The 16,387-nt window shown below is 70.7% G+C and carries 18 protein-coding genes; 5 read left to right on the top strand and 13 right to left on the bottom strand.

The genetic code is table 11. The annotated features are described in order from the left end of the window. Positions 1-26: 26 nt before the first annotated feature. From AB0C21_RS33510 to AB0C21_RS33540, 7 genes are all read right to left on the bottom strand, one after another. The gene (locus AB0C21_RS33510) at positions 27-1,790 is read right to left on the bottom strand and encodes a bifunctional uroporphyrinogen-III C-methyltransferase/uroporphyrinogen-III synthase (RefSeq protein WP_500209681.1); all 1,764 of its coding nucleotides are present in this window, start codon (positions 1,788-1,790) and stop codon (positions 27-29) included. Continuing rightward, a complete protein-coding gene (gene hemC, locus AB0C21_RS33515) occupies positions 1,787-2,707 on the bottom strand; it encodes a hydroxymethylbilane synthase (protein WP_500209683.1) in 921 nt (306 codons plus the stop codon). Before hemC ends, AB0C21_RS33510 begins: the two co-directional genes overlap by 4 nt. Continuing rightward, the gene (locus AB0C21_RS33520) at positions 2,704-4,296 is read right to left on the bottom strand and encodes a glutamyl-tRNA reductase (protein WP_500209684.1); all 1,593 of its coding nucleotides are present in this window, start codon (positions 4,294-4,296) and stop codon (positions 2,704-2,706) included. Before AB0C21_RS33520 ends, hemC begins: the two co-directional genes overlap by 4 nt. 148 nt (positions 4,297-4,444) lie before the next feature. Beyond that, positions 4,445-5,185, bottom strand: a complete 741-nt coding sequence (locus AB0C21_RS33525; protein ID WP_149259724.1) for a redox-sensing transcriptional repressor Rex — start codon at positions 5,183-5,185, stop codon at positions 4,445-4,447. 290 nt (positions 5,186-5,475) lie between these two features. Then, the gene (locus tag AB0C21_RS33530; RefSeq protein ID WP_149259725.1) at positions 5,476-5,826 is read right to left on the bottom strand and encodes a hypothetical protein; all 351 of its coding nucleotides are present in this window, start codon (positions 5,824-5,826) and stop codon (positions 5,476-5,478) included. 195 nt (positions 5,827-6,021) lie between these two features. After that, the gene (locus tag AB0C21_RS33535; RefSeq protein ID WP_500209685.1) at positions 6,022-6,279 is read right to left on the bottom strand and encodes a glutaredoxin family protein; all 258 of its coding nucleotides are present in this window, start codon (positions 6,277-6,279) and stop codon (positions 6,022-6,024) included. Position 6,280: 1 nt separating this feature from the next. Then, positions 6,281-7,609, bottom strand: coding sequence for a putative quinol monooxygenase (locus AB0C21_RS33540; RefSeq protein WP_500209686.1), 1,329 nt, complete (start codon positions 7,607-7,609; stop codon positions 6,281-6,283). Between the two features lie 133 nt (positions 7,610-7,742). Between AB0C21_RS33540 and AB0C21_RS33545 the strand changes: the two genes are divergently transcribed. Both AB0C21_RS33545 and AB0C21_RS33550 read left to right on the top strand, forming a co-directional pair. Beyond that, the gene (locus AB0C21_RS33545; RefSeq protein WP_500209688.1) at positions 7,743-8,384 is read left to right on the top strand and encodes a sigma-70 family RNA polymerase sigma factor; all 642 of its coding nucleotides are present in this window, start codon (positions 7,743-7,745) and stop codon (positions 8,382-8,384) included. Positions 8,385-8,779: 395 nt separating this feature from the next. Further along, positions 8,780-9,670, top strand: coding sequence for an HAD family hydrolase (locus tag AB0C21_RS33550; protein WP_500209689.1), 891 nt, complete (start codon positions 8,780-8,782; stop codon positions 9,668-9,670). Between the two features lie 87 nt (positions 9,671-9,757). Here AB0C21_RS33550 and AB0C21_RS33555 read toward each other — a convergent pair whose 3' ends face one another. Then, the gene (locus tag AB0C21_RS33555; RefSeq protein WP_500209690.1) at positions 9,758-10,303 is read right to left on the bottom strand and encodes a hypothetical protein; all 546 of its coding nucleotides are present in this window, start codon (positions 10,301-10,303) and stop codon (positions 9,758-9,760) included. Between the two features lie 252 nt (positions 10,304-10,555). Between AB0C21_RS33555 and AB0C21_RS33560 the strand changes: the two genes are divergently transcribed. Beyond that, a complete protein-coding gene (locus AB0C21_RS33560; RefSeq protein ID WP_500209691.1) occupies positions 10,556-11,293 on the top strand; it encodes a hypothetical protein in 738 nt (245 codons plus the stop codon). Here the strand turns inward: AB0C21_RS33560 and AB0C21_RS33565 are convergent. Further along, entirely contained in the window at positions 11,290-11,991 is a 702-nt protein-coding gene (locus AB0C21_RS33565) for a DUF998 domain-containing protein (RefSeq protein ID WP_500209693.1), read from the bottom strand. The genes AB0C21_RS33560 and AB0C21_RS33565 overlap by 4 nt on opposite strands. 86 nt (positions 11,992-12,077) lie before the next feature. Between AB0C21_RS33565 and AB0C21_RS33570 the strand changes: the two genes are divergently transcribed. After that, entirely contained in the window at positions 12,078-12,980 is a 903-nt protein-coding gene (locus AB0C21_RS33570) for an alpha/beta fold hydrolase (RefSeq protein ID WP_500209694.1), read from the top strand. A 13-nt stretch (positions 12,981-12,993) separates the two neighbouring features. On the opposite strand, the gene AB0C21_RS33575 is transcribed toward AB0C21_RS33570, so the two are convergent. Continuing rightward, positions 12,994-14,205 carry an RNA-guided endonuclease InsQ/TnpB family protein gene (locus AB0C21_RS33575; protein ID WP_500209696.1) on the bottom strand — a complete coding sequence of 404 codons (1,212 nt, stop codon included), beginning with the start codon at positions 14,203-14,205 and terminating at the stop codon, positions 12,994-12,996. Positions 14,206-14,357: 152 nt separating this feature from the next. Between AB0C21_RS33575 and AB0C21_RS33580 the strand changes: the two genes are divergently transcribed. Further along, a complete protein-coding gene (locus AB0C21_RS33580; RefSeq protein ID WP_500209698.1) occupies positions 14,358-15,050 on the top strand; it encodes a TetR/AcrR family transcriptional regulator in 693 nt (230 codons plus the stop codon). Between the two features lie 29 nt (positions 15,051-15,079). Here the strand turns inward: AB0C21_RS33580 and AB0C21_RS33585 are convergent, their stop codons facing one another. Genes AB0C21_RS33585 through AB0C21_RS33595 form a run of 3 tightly spaced genes read right to left on the bottom strand, consistent with a single transcriptional unit; the run spans position 15,080 to position 16,260 of the window. Next, positions 15,080-15,259, bottom strand: a complete 180-nt coding sequence (locus AB0C21_RS33585; RefSeq protein ID WP_500209700.1) for a DUF397 domain-containing protein — start codon at positions 15,257-15,259, stop codon at positions 15,080-15,082. 9 nt (positions 15,260-15,268) lie between these two features. Then, positions 15,269-15,448 (bottom strand): DUF397 domain-containing protein, encoded by a 180-nt coding sequence (locus AB0C21_RS33590; protein WP_500209712.1) that lies wholly within the window; start codon positions 15,446-15,448, stop codon positions 15,269-15,271. Then, the gene (locus AB0C21_RS33595) at positions 15,445-16,260 is read right to left on the bottom strand and encodes a helix-turn-helix domain-containing protein (RefSeq protein ID WP_500209702.1); all 816 of its coding nucleotides are present in this window, start codon (positions 16,258-16,260) and stop codon (positions 15,445-15,447) included. Before AB0C21_RS33595 ends, AB0C21_RS33590 begins: the two co-directional genes overlap by 4 nt. Positions 16,261-16,387: the final 127 nt, after the last annotated feature.

Below are 16,387 nucleotides of genomic sequence, written 5' to 3' on the forward strand. Positions count from 1 at the left end.
GATCCCTCGGTTTTCCGGGTGCGGGTCTACTTCCGGCGCCGGGCGCCCCGGCGCATCTGGCTGGGCTTGCGGAGCGGGTCCCCCGCCTCGATCTGGGCCGCCCTCCGCTTGGCACCGTACTCGGCCAGCGCCTCCGCGAGGGCCGACACCGACGGCTTCTCGGCCATGACGTCGACCCGCAGCCCGTACTCCTCGGCCGTCTTGGCCGTCTGCGGGCCGATCACCGCGATCACGGTCACGTTGTGGGGCTTGCCGGCGATGCCGATCAGGTTCTTCACCGTGGAGGACGAGGTGAACAGCACGGCGTCGAACCCGCCGCCCTTAATCGCCTCGCGGATCGGCGCGGGCGGCGGCGCGGCCCGGACCGTCCGGTAGGCGGTCACGTCCTCGCACTCCCAGCCGAGCTCGGTCAGCCTGGCGATGAGCACGTCGGTGGCGATGTCGGCGCGCGGCAGCAGGACCCGGTTGATCGGGTCGAGGTCCTCGTCGTAGGGCGGCCACTCCCGGGCGAGGCCCTCGCCGGACTGCTCCCCGGACGGGGTCAGGTCGGGGACGACGCCGAACTCGACCAGCGCGGCGGCGGTCTGCTCCCCGACGGCGGCGACCTTCAGGCCGGCGAACGCGCGGGCGTCGAGGCCGTAGTCGGTGAACTTCTCCCGGATCGCCTTCACCGCGTTCGTGGAGGTGAACACCACCCACTCGTAGCGGCCGGTGACGAGGCCCTTCACGGCCCGGTCCATCTGCTGCGGGGTGCGCGGCGGCTCGACCGAGATCGTCGGGACCTCGTCCGGGACGGCCCCGTACCCGCGGAGCTGGTCCGACAGCGACGCGGCCTGCTCCTTGGTGCGCGGCACGAGGACCCGCCAGCCGAACAGCGGCTTGGTCTCGAACCAGGACAGCTTGTCGCGCCAGTTCACCACGTCGCCGACGACGATCAGGCCGGGGGTCTCCATGCCCTTGGTGTCGGGCGCGAGCCTGGCGAGCGTCGAGACGACGGTCTCCTGCTCGGTGGTGGTGCCGAGGCTGGTCATCGCGGCCGGGGTGGAGTCGGGACGTCCCGCCGCCACCAGGCCCTTCGCGACCTCGGCGACCGCGCCCTCGGCCCCGAGGACGACGAGGGTGGTGTCCGGGGCGGCGAACCGCTCCCAGTCGACGCCGCCCTCGGAGGCGTCGATGACGCGGACCTCGCGGGTCGCGCCGTCGGTCAGCGGGATGCCCGCGTACCCGGGCACGGCCGTCACGGAGGAGACGCCGGGCACCACCTCGAACGGGACGCCGGCCTTGGCCAGGGCACCGCCCTCGACGGCGTAGTGGCAGGCCAGCCCCGGGTCGCCGCGGAACAGCCGGACGACCCGGCGGCCCGCCTTCGCGGCCCGCGCGGCGAGCTTCACCGGGTCGGCGTCGGCCGTGTCGAGGATCTCGGCGTCCGGACGGCAGTGGGTCAGGATCCCGGGCGGGCAGTGCGCGCGGCTCACGACGACGGTGTCGGCGCGCTCCAGCTCGCCGGCGGCGCGCAGGGTCAGCAGGTCGGGGTCGCCGGGCCCCATGCCGACGAACGCGACCGTCCCCGGACCGGCCGTCCGGTGCGGGGCGGCCGGTGCGGAGGCCGCGCTCTTCGCGGGCTTCGCGGCCTTGCCGGTCGTCGGGGTCTTCCCGGTGGTCGTGTTCTTGTCGGCGGCGGTCTTGTCGGCGGCGGTCTTGTCGGCGGCGGTGTTCTCGACCACGCTCTCGTCGGCCGCGGCGTCCGTCGCGGCCGTGCTCTTCGTGGTGCTCTTCGCGGCGGGGCTCACTCGCGCTCCCCCATCAACTGGTCGGCCCCCTGCGCGAGAAGCCGGGCCGCGAGGTCGCGTCCGAGCCGCTCGGCGTCATCCGGGTGGCCGCTTGCGGACAGCCGCACCTGCCTGCTGCCGTCGTATGCCGCGACGGTCGCCGTCAGATGCAGCCTTTCATCTACTTCGGCAGCGTATGTTCCCACGGGCGCGGAGCAACCCGCCTCCAGCACCGCCAGGACCGTCCGCTCGGCGGTGACGGCGCGCCGGGTCGCGGCGTCGTCGACCGTTCCAAGCAGTTCGCGGAGGTCGGCGCGGTCGGCGCGGCATTCGAGCGCGAGCGCGCCCTGCCCGGGGGCGGGCAGCATCTGGTCCGGGTCGAAGACCTCGCCGACCGCGTCCAGCCGGCCGATCCGCTTGAGGCCCGCGTGCGCGAGCACCACCGCGTCGAGCTCGCCGTCGCTGACCTTGCGGAGCCGGGTGTCGGCGTTGCCGCGGATCGGGACGATCTCCAGGTCCGGGCGGAGCGCGCGCAGCTGGGCGACGCGGCGCGGCGAGCCGGTGCCGATCCGCGCGCCGCGCGGCAGGTCGGCGAGTTTCAAGGGGCCGCACAGGGCGTCGCGCGGGTCGTCGCGGGCGGGGGTGGCCGCGAGGACGATCCCGGGCGTCTCGGACGTCGGCAGGTCCTTCAGCGAGTGCACCGCGAAGTCCACCTCGCCGGACAGCACCTTGTCGCGGAGCGCGTTGACGAACACGCCCGTCCCGCCGATCTGGGCGAGCAGGGCCTTGGACACATCACCCTGCGTCGTTACCCCGACCAGCTCGACGGCATGCCCCGTGAGCTCGGACAACGTGTCGGCGACGCCCTGCGACTGGGTCGTCGCCATCAGGCTCTTCCGGGTGCCCAGCCGAAGCGGGCCCCTGCTCCCCGTACTCACGTCTCGTCTCCTTCGTGCGCCGGGACGGCGTGCCGGGCGCTGACCGCCCGCACGCTCGCGGCCTGCGCGTTCACCGTCTCGGCGTTCACGCCGTCCGACATCGCGTCCGACACGGCGTCCGCCACGACCTCGGACACCGCGTCGGACACCGCGTCGGACACCGCGTCGGACACCGCGTCCCGGCCCGGCGCGGACGCGGGGCTGACGCAGTCGACCTCGGCGCATTCCTGGTTCGGGTCCCGGCCGTCGAGCCGGGGGACGGCCGCCTCGGGGACGTCGGCCTCGCGGATGTCCGCGCGCGCCACCGCCTCGGGGGCCTTCGGGTCCAGGTCGAACAGCTCGCGCAGCGCGTCGGCGTAGGAGTCGCCGCCCGGTGCCGCCGCCAGCTCCTTGACCCGGACGGTCGGCGCGTGGAGCAGCTTGTCCACCACGCGCCGCACGGTCTGCTCGATCTCCTTGCGGGCCCGGACGTCCATCTCGGGCATCCGCCCGCTCAGCCGGGCCAGTTCGGCCTCCACCACGTCGGCGGCCTTGCTGCGCAGCGCGACGACGGTCGGCGCGACGGCGGCGGCGCGGGCGGCGCTGAGGAACGCCTCGACCTCGGCGCACACGATCCGCCGCGCGGCCTCGACCGCCTCCGGGCCGATGGCCTCGGCCGCCTCCTGCGCGGTGCGCAGGTCGTCCAGGCCCGCCAGCCCGACGCCGGGCAGGTCGCGGACGGCGCGGTCCACGTCGTGGGGCAGCGCCAGGTCGAGGAGGAAGCGGCGCCGTCCGTCGGCCCCGATCCCCTGCGCCGCGAGCTGCTCGGCGGTGATCACCAGGCCGGTGGCGCCGGTGCACGACACCACGAGGTCGGCCTCGGCGAGGGCCGCGTCCAGCTCCGCCAGCCCGATCGCGCGGGAGGGGACGTCCAGCGACTCCGCGAGGCGCTGCGCCCGCGCGGGGGTCCGGTTGGCGATCACCACCTCGCGCGCTCCCGCGCGGCTCAGCGTGGCGGCGGCCAGCGAGCTCATCGAGCCGGCGCCGACCACCAGCGCCCGGGCGTCCTCCAGCGGGCCGAGATGCCGGACCGCGACGTCCAGGCCCACGCTGACCAGCGAAGCGCCGGCCTTGTCGATCCCGGTCTCGTGGTGCGCGCGCTTGCCCACCCGCAGCGACTGCTGCAGGACGTCGTGCAGGTCGCGCCCGAGCGTGCCCTCCTCCTGGGCCAGCCGGAACGCCTGCCGGATCTGCCCGAGGATCTGCCCCTCGCCGACGACCATCGACTCCAGCCCGCACGCCACCGCGAACACGTGCTGGACGGCCCGCTCCTCGTAGTGGACGTACAGGTGCCGCGACAGGTCGTCCAGCGGGACGCCGGAGTGCAGGGCCAGCAGCTCCGAGATCGCCGAGACGCCGCCGTGGAACTTCTCCACGACCGCGTAGATCTCGACCCGGTTGCAGGTCGAGACGATGGCGGCCTCGGCGACGTTCGCGGACGCGTGCACGGCGTGCAGCAGTTTGACGAGATCGTCACCGGCCACCGCCGCCCGCTCCAGCACCGCCACGGGCGCGCTTCGGTGGCTGAGGCCCACGACCAGAATGCTCATTTCCCGTCTCCAGGGTCTTCCGCGTCTCCGCCCACCCGCGCCGTGCGAGCTCCTGGTGAGGAGGCGCCTGCCGGCGCCCCTTGCTCCGCTCCGCTCCTGCCTGCCGCTTGCGGGGGGACGACCCTCCACGCCCCCGGGTCTGACCCCCTCATGCTTCCACCGTTTCCACGTACTGTGCAGCGCCGGTCGGCGGTTCGCCGCCCGCCAGCGGGGCGAAGCCGTCCGGCCCGCCCGCCTTGCGCTGCTCGTGGAACGCGAGAATCTGCAGCTCAATGGAAAGATCAACCTTGCGCACATCGACCCCGTCGGGCACCGACAGCACCACCGGGGCGAAGTTCAGAACGCTCGTCACGCCGGCCGCCACCACGCGGTCGCACACGCCCTGGGCGGCGCCGGCCGGGGTCGCGATCACGGCGATGGACACGCCGTGCTCGGCGATCATGTCCTCCAGGCGGTCGATGTGCTGCACCGTCATGCCGGAGATCTCCTGTCCGACGATGGACTCGTCAGCGTCGAGCAGGCCCGCCACGCGGAAGCCGCGGGACGCGAAACCGCCGTAGCCGGCCAGGGCCCGGCCAAGGTTACCGACACCGATGATCGCGACCACCCAGTCCTGGGTGAGGCCGAGTTCGCGGGAGATCTGGTAGACGAGGTACTCGACCTCGTAGCCGACGCCGCGGGTCCCGTAGGAGCCGAGGTGGGAGAGGTCCTTGCGGAGCTTGGCCGAGTTGACTCCGGCCGCGGCCGCGAGCTCCTCGGAGGAGACGGTGGCGACGCCGCGATCCTGCAGCCCGGTGAGGGCCCGCAGGTAGACCGGGAGCCGCGCCACGGTGGCTTCGGGGATGCCGCGGCCCGCGCGGTCGCGGTGGCGGTTCTGTCGAGGTGTCACGGCCTGCTCTTCGGCTCGACGGTGTGTCCCCCAGGTTAAGCCTTTGTGAATACGCGCACAAAGTCGGCCCCCCGGCATCGCGGCGAGCCCGCGTTCCGGAAGGCGTCCCGGAAGAGCCGTCCATCAGGGACTTTTCAGCATACGACCGAGATAGTGGAGATCGGCGGGGTGTGACCGACCAGACATGCCCGCCCGAGCGGCCCGCGCGGGGAACCTGGCGGCGCCTGCCGGACGCACGACGCGACGGCGCCCCGTGGGCCGCTGCTCCACGGGGCGCCGTCGTCAGGCGGTCAGCGACTCGACCGCGAGGTGAACGTGTAGTTCTTGACCTTGGCGTGGCCCCTGAAGCTCATGGAAGGGGTGCCCTTGCAGCCCTTCTTGGACCAGAACGTCGTGCCCACGGAGCTGTTGATCTTGAAGGACTTCATCTTGAAGGCCTTGTCGTAGGAGACGCATTTGTTCCTGTAGTGGTTGTAGCCCTTCCACGAGCCCTTGAAGTTCGTCTTGGTGTACATGCAGACGTCATACGTGCAGGCCCGCTGGGCGGTGACCGGAGCGGCCTGCGCGGCGGTCGCGGCGAAAGGAACGAAGGCGGCCGCGGCGGCGACGCCGACGCCGAGCGTGCGCATCTTGAAAGACATGGGAGCTCCTCTTCGCGGTTCGGGTGAACGGCCGTACCTTCAAACGATCTTCGATCGGGCGAACCGCTCACAAGGTGCCCTGGCACCCTCAACGCGGGAGACCAATGGCCCTGCGGCACTAATCGCGGAGGGGCGCTCCTGCCGTACCACTCCCTCTTGCCGCCGGACCGGAACCCAGGTCGCGGCGCTGCCGGGCTAGCGCCGGCGGAGGTCCGCGATCGCCTTGCGGAGCCGGTTCTCGTCGACGCGCCAGAAGTCGTGCTGGACGCCGTTGACCAGCGTGACGGGGATCTGCTCCCAGTACTGCTCGGTGTCCTGCTCCGACTGGGTGATGTCGCGCTCCTCCCACGGCACGCCGAGGTCGCGGGCGACGCGCTCGATCACCGCGCGGGCGTCCTCGCACAGGTGGCAGCCCGGCTTGCCGAGCAGCGTGATCATGATCTCGCGCGGCATGTCACCTTCCGGGGAACTCCGGCGCCGGGAGCGGCACCTTGGCCGGGCCGAGCTTCAGTTCGATCACGTTCGTGGCGATCACGTGGGTGCGCGACTCGGCGAGGAAGCGCTGCAGGTGCGGCTGCCGGCGGTGCGCGGCGAACGCGGACTCGTCCCGGAACAGCTGGTAGAAGATCCGCTGCGTGGGGCCGCCGACCACCTCGTGGCAGGCGAAGACCAGCGTGTCGGGCTCGGTCGCCAGCGCGGCCTTCACGAGGTCGGCGGCGAGCCGGTCGAAGGCGTCCTCGCGCCCGTCCAGCAGCGTGTAGACGGTGATCTGGCCGCAGGCGTTGGCCAGCTCGCCGCCGAGCGCGCCCGGCTTGGCGAGGCCGGCGAGCGGGGAGCGGTCGAGCGGTCCGCCGAGCGGACCGTCGATCGCCGTGGGTCCGGCCGGGTTGTCGGGGTACATGGAGCGCTCCGGGACGCCGGTGTTCTCGGGGATGCTGGTGTTCTCGGGGTAGCGCAGCTCCTCGGACGCGGGCTCCGGGAAGCGCAGCTCGCCGCGCCGGGGGTCGTGGGGCGGGGTGGGCGCCGGGACGGGCTCGGCCTTGGCGCGCCGGGGGTAGCCCTGCTCCTCGTAGCCGGTGGCGGGCTCGTCGCCGTACTCGTCGTAGCCGTCGGCGTCCTCGTCGTAGACGGGGATCGTGCGCATCGACCCGTACCAGACGAGGCCCGCGGCGGCGCCGAGCGCGATCAGCGCGAGCGGCGCGGGCAGGAACCCGCGGGTGCCGCTGACCACCAGCACGCCCGCCAGGGCGACCAGCGCCACCGGGATGAGCAGCTCCGCCGCCTCCTGGTCGCGCTTGCTGGCCAGCCACGCGGTCACGCCGGTGCACCCCGCGAGCGCGAGCACGGCGACGACGTGCCCGCCGTCGATCAGCAGCAGCGGCAGCGCGTCGTAGGTGGCGCCGGGCTTCGGCAGGCTCTTGCCGAGCGAGCCCTTCAGCGGGTCCAGGATCAGGATGACGATCGCGACGACCGTGTAGGAGATCGTGAACAGCCAGGCGCCGAACCGGACCTGCACGTACCGGGCGATCAGCTCGATCATGCCGAGCGCGAGCCAGACCGGCCCGATCAGCGCCGCGCCGAGCTCCATGACGCGGAACAGCGCGCCGTTGAAGCCCATCATGAAGCCGAGGCTCATGGACAGCAGCGCGAGCGTCAGCCCGACCTGCGTGAACGACCAGGCGATCAGATAGAGCAGCCGGTCCTTGTAGGCGCGCTGAACCAGCAACCCGGTGGCCGCCAGGGCACCAAGGGTCGCCAGCAACGCGAGGAGAGCATCGACCATCGCGCCCCATGGTGCCCGATGCGGGGGGTTGACGGGTAACCGCGGGCAAGGAACGCACCATTGCCTCGCGTACCTTTCGGTATCTAGAGTGGCACTTCACGCCGGAGGTCGCGTACGCCCCGAGGAGAACTGCATGAGCAGCTTGACCCTCGATGCCGGGGTCATCCCGCTTCCCCGGCATTCCCGCGGCTCCCTGACGCGTCCGGCCGACCGCTCGTCCGACAGGGCCGAGGTCCTCAAGGCGCTGGTGCTGCGGGCGCGGGACGGCGACGCCGAGGCGTTCGGCTCCCTCTACGACCACTACGTGGAACTCGTCTACCGGTACGTCTACTACCGGGTCGGGACGCACGCGCTCGCCGAGGACATCACCAGTGAGACGTTCCTGCGGGCGCTCCGCCGCATCTGCGACTTCCACTGGCAGGGCAAGGACTTCGGGGCCTGGCTGGTCACGATCGCCCGCAACCTGGTCGCCGACCACTTCAAGTCCGGCCGCTACCGGCTGGAGGTCTGCACCGCCGAGCTGATCGAGCCGGACCGCCCGCAGGAGGGGCCGGAGCGGGCCGTCCTGGACGCGATGACCCACCGGACCCTGCTGCGGGCCGTCCGGCGGCTGAACTCCGAGCAGCAGGAGTGCGTCGTGCTGCGCTTCCTGCACGGGCTGTCGGTCGCCGAGACCGCGCTGATCATGGACAAGAAGCCGGGCGCGATCAAGGCGCTGCAGTACCGCGCGGTCCGGTCGCTGGCCCGCATGCTCCCGGACGACCTGCGCGGATGACCGCGCCCGCGGCGCCGAGCCGCCGCGCCGACCCGCCGGGGCCGACCTGATCCGTCGCTTGAACCGCCATTGCGGGCCGACTGGATGGTTTATTAATGAACTACTGGGCCGTAACCCGGCCCACCGTCCGATCGTTCAAGCGGACAGGAGCGCGTTCGCGCCTGACGTCCGCAAGGGAGCGGCGAGTGAGAGCTCGGTGTTGACGAGGCGAGGAAAGATCGCAGAGCAGGGGAACGCGCTGGCCCGGCTGCGGGAGAGCGCCGCGGGTCCGGACCCGCGGTTCCGCGCCGTGCTGCGCGAGCGGTTGATGGCGGCGGCGAGCGACAGGGGTGAGGACTGTCGCAATCGCGACCGGAGGGAGGGGCACGGGGAGGCGGTTGACTAGGCTTCGCCTCATGCGGCGATTCTGGCAGCCTCCGTTCTGGGGGCGCGGCAGGGACGAGGACCACAAGAGCGCGGGGCAGGTGGCCGCCGCCGCGGCGGCCGAGCCCGCCCCGCTCCCCGCGCCCGACCCCGCCGCCGCGGCGTTCTTCGACGTCGACAACACGATGATGCGCGGCGCGTCGATCTACTACTTCGCGCGCGGTCTCGCCGCCCGCAAGCTCTTCACCATGCGCGACCTCGCCATGTTCGCCTGGGGGCAGGCGGCGTTCCGCCTGCGCGGCAGCGAGAACTCCGACCACATCGGCAGCGCCAAGGAGGCCGCGCTCGCGTTCGTCGCCGGGCAGAAGGTCAGCGCGATCGTCAAGCTGAGCGAGGAGATCTACGACGAGGTGATGGCCGACCGCATCTGGCACGGCACCCGCACCCTCGCGCTCCAGCACCTCGACTCGGGCCAGCAGGTGTGGCTCGTCACCGCCACGCCCGTCGAGGTCGCCCGGACGATCGCGCACCGGCTCGGCCTCACCGGCGCCCTCGGCACGGTCGCCGAGACCCGCGAGGGCGTCTACACCGGACGGCTCGTCGGGAACCTGCTGCACGGGCCGGCGAAGGCGGAGGCCGTCCGGGCCCTGGCGCAGCGCGAGGGGCTCGACCTCGCGCGCTGCTCGGCCTACAGCGACTCGATCAACGACCTGCCGATGCTGACCGCCGTCGGCCACCCGCACGCCGTGAACCCGGACGCGGAACTGCGCGCCCACGCCCGCGACCACGGCTGGCCGATCCACGACTTCCGCACCGGCCGCAAGGTCACGATGGTCGCCCTCCCCGCCGCCGCAGGCGCCGGCGCCCTCGCGGGCGGCGTCGCGGCGGGCATCGCCCTCCGCCGCCACTACCGCACAAGCTGAAACGAGACCATTCGCGGCTGCCGGACGCGCAATGCCTGCCCCGTGGAGCCGACCTTGCTGTCACGGGTCGCGTGCCATGGGCAGGCGTCAGCGAAAGCGGTCGGCGATCATCATGGTCCAGGCATAGAAGGCCGCGGGCTCGCCCAGTTCGTTCTGGATGCCGGGGGCGATGACCGGGGCGTTGGCGGCGATGAGAAGGTCGCACAAGCCGAGGTGGACCCATTCCCAGACCATGGCGTCGAAATTGTAGGCGTGCATCAGCGGAGTGAGGCGCCGCCGGATTTCAGCGACCTCCCATGATGGGAACCCTGCCTCGCGCAGACGGGTGAGGGTGGCGCGTTCGTCTTCGGGGTCGAAGCGGGTGTCGAGGAAGGGTTCGAGAAGGTCCGCCCAGGCATCGAAGCGGGACCTCCGGGCGACGCCATTGCGGACACAGAACCGCTCAAGCTCCGACCGTTGCGCACTGGGCAGGAAGAGGGTCTCGCCGAGAGTCGTCCGGATCTCGGGTCTGATGGCCTTCCAGTCGGCGTCCCGGATCTGCGCGGGCGTGACCATTCCGGTGGGGTGGACGGTGGCACCGCGGAAGTCGTAGTGCAGGAAGCGGATGTGCTTCTCGGCGAAGACGACCTCCATCGGTTCAGGATGGCACTTCGCCAACCCCCAAGAAGAGGACCGCGCTGTGAAGCGCACCGCTCCGGCTGAATCGTCCCGCGCCTCGCCCATCCCCGTATAGTGACCGGCGACAACGCGCGGGAGGCCAGACGGATGGACGCGGCGCAAGCGATTTCCCTGGTAGTGGAATGGATCCGCTCTCGCGGCCTGGATTACCCCACGACGGGATTGGCGGCGGACCGTTTCGAGGCCGGTTGGAGCGTGTACGCGCCGGTGGACGTCGACGAGAGCGACCCGATGGCGTTCCTCGACATGCCGGTGGGGCGGTCGGTGTTCCTGGTCGGCGACTCCGGCCGCGTCGAGGAGGTCTCGTCGTCCGTCCCCCCGCACGTCGCGCAGGAGCACTTCGCCGCACAGGAGCGCACCCTCACCGCGCAGGAGCCCACTGCCCGGCCGCCGCGCGCCGGGCTGGACGCCGACGAGTACATGGCCGAATTCGCCCGCTGGCTGGAGCAGGACGGTGACGGCGAACCGGCCATCAGCGGCATCACCGTCGTCGGCTCCGCAGCCGAGGACGCGACCGCCACGGAGGCGAACCGGCTGATCGAGCCGATCGTGCGGGAGTTGGCCCAGCTCGGACCGCCCGACTGGGAGTGGCTGCGGGCGGAGTTCGCCTTCACGGCCTCCGCCGAGATCTCCCACCTGCGCTTCTCGTCCTACCAGCGGTCGGTCGTCGCGCCGGTGCCGGAGTCGGTCGCCGCGCTCGTCCGGCGCCAGCGGCTCGCCGCTGCGGAGATGCCCGCCGGGCCGTGGTGGCGGCTGCTGCTCACCGTCACGAGCTTCGGTGAGACGACCGTGAACTACGACTACGGCGAGGGCCCCTTCCCCCACGACCAGTTGCTGGCGCCCGATCACTACCTCAACGACCTGCAGACGTATCCGCGCCCTGGCGTGCCGCCATGGCTCGCCCGGTACATCGACGGCCCGGACGCGCACGACCTCCCGTACTAGCCCACCGCGGCTGTCCGTTGTCCGGAGGGGCGGCGGCCGTTTCGCCGGAGCAGGCCGGCGGCGAGCACGCTGAAGTAGCCGAAGCCGATGGTGATGCTGATCCGTTGCCACAGCCCGTGGTAGCTGCCGGTCTGCGTGTCGGCGTCATACAAGGCGACGGCGACCATCAGCGTCGCCATGGCCGCGAAGGCGCTGGCGATTGAGTACCACATCCAGGCCCACTGATCATCGGAGGCGAAGCGGGCGGCGAGCACGAGCATGGCGATGGTCATGACGCCCCAGGTCGGGAACAGGTTCGCATCGTGGATCTGGCTGTGCAGGGTGGGGTTCGCGGTTCCGGCACTCCCCGCGGGATAGCCGGGTTTCGGGTCGGCCGCGAAGACCCCGGCCACCACCAGCCCGAGCCCGAACAGGCCGACGAGCACCGGTGCCGCGAGTGCGCCGCGTCCAGGGCGCAGCACGGTCCGCAGGCCGAAGGCGAAGCAGATCGTGGACGTGCCGGCGAGCACGAAGTTGGCGATCATGAGCCAACCGCGGTCGCCGTTGGCGAGTTCACTGCCGAAGTGGTCCATCGCGTCGTAGCCGGGGCGCGTGAGGCTGTCGAGCAGCAGCACGACGACGTACAGCGCCGGGCCGAGGCCGGCGATCAACAGGACCCGGGTACGCGCGGGCAGCGGATTCGAAGCGGACTGTGTCACGAGGAGTCCTCCAGATCGCGAGACTCTGTCTACACCGTAGACGGCGGCCTACACTGTAGACCACGTGTGAACCGCATGGAGGTGGCATGACATCCGCAGGAGCCGCGGATCTGGTCCGGAGTCCCGGTGCCAGGCTGTACACGGAAAGGACGGGGCAGGGGCCCGCGCTGGTGCTCGTTCCCGGTGGCGGCGGCGACGCGGCGATGTACGGCGATGTCGCCCGGCCGCTGGCGGAACGGTTCACCGTGATCACGTTCGACCGGCGGGGGAACTCCCGCAGCCCTCTCGACGACGAGTCCAGCCCCGTCGGCGTCGCGGAGCAGGCGGCCGACGTCGTCGCCGTGCTGGACCACCACGGGATCGATCGCGCCTTCGTCTTCGGCAGCAGCGGCGGCGCGATCATCACCCTGGAACTGCTCGCCGCGCATGAGAGCCGCCTGCTCGGCGCTGTGGTCCACGAGCCGCCGCTGGTTCAGGTCCTCCCCGGCGGGCCCGAACAGCGGCAGTTGGACGAGCTGCGCCGGATCGCGGACACGGAGGGGCCCTTGCGGGCGTTCACCGCCTTCGCGGCCATGACGATGCCCACGCCGCCCCGGTCAATCCAGAGTCGCCCCGGCCGTGTCCTGCTGGCGGCGATGATGCGCGTCGTGCTGGCCCTCGGCCGGATGTCACGGCGGGTGACCGGACGCGAGCCGGGCGGGACGCAACGCCTGCTCGGCAACGCCGGCATCCTCTTCTGCCGCGAGTTGCCCGCGTTCTGTTACGAATACGAACCGGACCTGGCGGCACTGTGCTCGGTCTCGGTGCCGTGGCGGCCGGCCACCGGCCGGGACAGCGTCGGCCGTCTCTACCACCGCCCTGCTCACGTCCTCGGTGAGACACTCGGCATACCCTGCGTGGAATTTCCCGGAGGACACACGGCATACCAGCAACACCCGCAGGCGTTCGCACACCGGTTGATCGAGATCCTGGACCAGCTGCACCCTTGACTTCCTCCCCCGCCTAAAGGCGGGGGATTCCAGCGGTCACCCGCTGGGGTTTCTGCTTCATCGCCGACTGCCCGCCCGGAGTACTCCGTTGAGGTCTTACACCGGCTCCACAGACAGACGCCGTCAGCCCGACGGCCAGAATGTTCTTAGCGGCGTTGACGTCCCGGTCGTGGGTCGTCCCGCAGTCGCACGTCCACTCGCGGACGTTCAGCGGCATCTCGTCGGCCAAGGCGCCGCAGACCGAGCACAGCTTGGACGAGGGGAACCAGCGGTCGATCGCGATCACTTCGCGGCCGTACCACCGGGCCTTGTACTCCAGCATGCTCCGGAACTGCGACCAGGCCGCATCGCTGATGGCGCGGGCCAGGCCGCCGTTCTTCACCATGTTCCCAACGGCGAGGTCCTCGATCACGATCGTTTGGTTTTCACGAACGAGTCGAGTGGTGAGCTTGTGCAGGTGATCGCGCCTGCGGTCGGCGATGCGGGCATGGACCTGGGCGACCTTCCGGCGCGCCTTGGCCCGGTTCGCTCCCTCGCCCTCGGCTTTGCGGGCGAGCTGCCGCTGCGCCTTGGCCAGGCGGGCGCGGTCGCGCCGCTCGTGCCGGGGGTTGGAGATCTTCTCCCCGGTCGAGAGGGTCAGCAGGTGGTCGAGCCCGACGTCTACGCCGACGACGGTATCTGCGGCGGGGAGCGGCTGGACGGACGGGTCTTCGCACAGCAGGGACACGAACCAGCGTCCAGCCGCGTCCTGCGAGACCGTCACCGTGGACGGCGACGCACCTTCAGGGAGCGGCCGGGACCACACGATGTCCAGCGGTTGCGGCATCTTGGCCAGGGTCAGCTCGCCGTCACGGAACCGGAACGCGCTGGTGGTGTACTCGGCGGACCTGCGCGACCTCTTCCGCGACTTGAAGCGCGGGTACTTCGCGCGCTTGCCGAAGAAATTCGCGAACGCCGTCTGGAGGTGCCGCAGGGCCTGCTGGAGCGGGACACAGGACACCTCGTTGAGGTAGGCGAGTTCCTCGGTCTTCTTCCAGGCCGTCAGCATCGCCGACGTCTGGTTGTAGTTCACCCGCTCCTGCCGCGCCCACGCCTCCGTACGTGCCGCCAGAGCGAGGTTGTAGACCTTCCGCACGCACCCGAACGTGCGCGACAGCTCTGCCGCCTGCGCGTCGGTCGGATAGAAGCGGTATTTGAATGCCCGCTTCACGTGGGTGGTCTTCACGTTCGTTATCCCATCAGTTTGTGACGGCGGCGGGTGGTTGGAGGTGGACGCCCGGTCCGCCCTGGCGGCGAACCGGCTTTCCCTGCCTTGCTCCGCAGGAGCTTCGTTTCCTCCCCGTCCTGAAGGAGCGGGGTATCCACGAAGGAGACCCGATGACGAAAGACGACCAAGCCCGCCGGCCGCGGCCGGCGGCGCCGATGAGACCGACGCTGAGCCGCGAGTACATCGCCGCCATGGCGCTGGCCCTCGTGGACGACATCGGCCGGGACAAGTTCTCCATGCGCAAACTCGGGGCCGAACTCGGCGTGGACCCGATGGCCGTCTACCGGTACTTCACCGACCAGGAGGCGCTCTTCGACGGCATCGCCGAGACACTGTTCGGCGAACTCGACGTAGACACCCTGCCCTGGCATGGGTCCTGGCGCGAACTGGCCGAGCAGTACGCCCGCCGCATGCGGGACACCCTGCTCGCCCACCCGCACGCGGTCACCATCTTCGCCACCCGCCCGGTCCGCTCACCAGCGGCCATCGACACCGGCAACCGCATGATCGAGCTCATGACCACGTCCGGATTCACCCCGGGCACCGCCCTGCGGGTCCTGCGCTGCCTGCGGGAATTCACCGTCGGTCACGCGCTCACCCTCGCCGTGCTCCGGCTCGGCGGCGAGCGGCGCAGCAGAAAACCGCCGCCGGACGCACCGGACTACAACCTTCTCGCCAAGAGCGCCGACGACGCCTACCCCGACGACCACTTCGACCTCGGCCTCACCGCGATGCTCGACAGCTTCGCCCGGCTCACCCGCCAGTCGGACTCCCCGGCCGGTCCGCCGCCGACGGATCGTTGAATCGGCCGGGGGATGAGCCGTCCTCCAAGCTAGCGATCGGTCAGGCCGCGAAGCGCCGCACGCAGGGCGGCACGCGGAACGACCAGGACCGGCCCCTCCGGCTCTTTCGAGTCCCGAATGGCAACGCGGCCCTTCGTTCCGGCCAACTCGACACAGGAACCGCCAGAACTCCCGCTGCGGCTCGACTTACGCCAGATCAGGTCCCGCATCGCGCCTCCTCACTCCGAGGCGAGCCGGATCGCCTCGCGCAAGACGGTCGGAAGTACAAGCAGCATCGGTCCGTCCGGATCCTTCGAATCCCGAATGGCCAGGCAGCCCTTAGCTCCAGCCAGCTCAATGCAGCTGCCTCCATCGCTGCCGCTAAGGCTCGACTTACGCCAGGTGAGTGGGGGGTTCATCTTCTCCACTTCTCTTCAATCGTGTGTTTGATCAGATCGGCACTGAGCCTCGTGGGCAGTGCCTGCGTGCTGATCGCGTCGAAAGTCTCCTTGAGTCTGCAAATATCTTCACGCGTGTCCTGCATGATCCCACGGCCTGCGGAGTCCGCAAAGGCGATCTCCTCACCTCCGGGCAGAGTCGCGATCATGAACTCTCCCCGATTTCCAGGGTGAACTGCACCGTTGGGAACCACCTGGATGCTGATGCGTGGGTTGATGACCTCAGCGAGATACTCGAGTTGCGGTCCCATCACCTCCGGTCCACCAACGTCGTAGGAGAGGACGGTCTCCGGCAGGACGTAGATGAGACGTGGGGGCAGGGGGTCTGTCCGCGTGAGTACGACCTGGCGGGCCATACGCCCGTCGATCGCTTGGCGGTCACCGAACAGGAGTGCGCTCGCGTACTCCAACGTCTGAAACAGACCGTGGACAACGATCGGGCTGTACACCTTCAGGGTGCCAGCTTGCTCTTCCACGGCCGGCCACTTGCGGAACCACTCGGGGAAGCCGTTTCTCTTGTCGCCGAACAGGCCGTCGTGGAGGTGGGACAGGGCCTGCTTGGTGTCGAGGACGGCGTCGCAGTGTTCGGCGAAGTTCCGTTCGCAGTGGCATTCGGCGCGTTCGACGGCGCCGATGAAGGACGCGCTGTAGGGGATCTTGTCCGCGAGCTGCTTGATGCTGTGGTCCGCGAGTACGCGGTACCGGCGGACTTCTGATCCGAACAGGTCGAGGGGGCTGTTCGACGGGGTGAGGCGCTTCGGGGGCTGCGGCATTGCGGTCTCCTATGACCAGCCATGACCAGTGATGCCTGCCCTCAACCGGTCGTAGCAATTGATCTAGCGGTGGTGTAGTCCTGCTCGGCGAGTTGATCGTCGGGGGGAGCTGCCGTGGGGCTGGTTC

It is taken from the genome of Spirillospora sp. NPDC049024 (genome assembly GCF_040649235.1).
Taxonomy (GTDB): domain Bacteria; phylum Actinomycetota; class Actinomycetes; order Streptosporangiales; family Streptosporangiaceae; genus Spirillospora.

Coding starts and splice junctions, on each gene's coding strand:
- AB0C21_RS33555 (WP_500209690.1), bottom strand. CDS start 10,303: ATGGAGGTCGTCTTCGCCGAGAAGCACATCCGCTTCCTGCACTACGAC.
- AB0C21_RS33570 (WP_500209694.1), top strand. CDS start 12,078: ATGACATCCGCAGGAGCCGCGGATCTGGTCCGGAGTCCCGGTGCCAGG.
- AB0C21_RS33550 (WP_500209689.1), top strand. CDS start 8,780: ATGCGGCGATTCTGGCAGCCTCCGTTCTGGGGGCGCGGCAGGGACGAG.
- AB0C21_RS33580 (WP_500209698.1), top strand. CDS start 14,358: ATGACGAAAGACGACCAAGCCCGCCGGCCGCGGCCGGCGGCGCCGATG.
- AB0C21_RS33530 (WP_149259725.1), bottom strand. CDS start 5,826: ATGTCTTTCAAGATGCGCACGCTCGGCGTCGGCGTCGCCGCCGCGGCC.
- AB0C21_RS33520 (WP_500209684.1), bottom strand. CDS start 4,296: ATGAGCATTCTGGTCGTGGGCCTCAGCCACCGAAGCGCGCCCGTGGCG.
- AB0C21_RS33590 (WP_500209712.1), bottom strand. CDS start 15,448: ATGAACCCCCCACTCACCTGGCGTAAGTCGAGCCTTAGCGGCAGCGAT.
- AB0C21_RS33595 (WP_500209702.1), bottom strand. CDS start 16,260: ATGCCGCAGCCCCCGAAGCGCCTCACCCCGTCGAACAGCCCCCTCGAC.
- AB0C21_RS33535 (WP_500209685.1), bottom strand. CDS start 6,279: ATGCCGCGCGAGATCATGATCACGCTGCTCGGCAAGCCGGGCTGCCAC.
- AB0C21_RS33545 (WP_500209688.1), top strand. CDS start 7,743: ATGAGCAGCTTGACCCTCGATGCCGGGGTCATCCCGCTTCCCCGGCAT.
- AB0C21_RS33585 (WP_500209700.1), bottom strand. CDS start 15,259: ATGCGGGACCTGATCTGGCGTAAGTCGAGCCGCAGCGGGAGTTCTGGC.
- AB0C21_RS33540 (WP_500209686.1), bottom strand. CDS start 7,609: ATGGTCGATGCTCTCCTCGCGTTGCTGGCGACCCTTGGTGCCCTGGCG.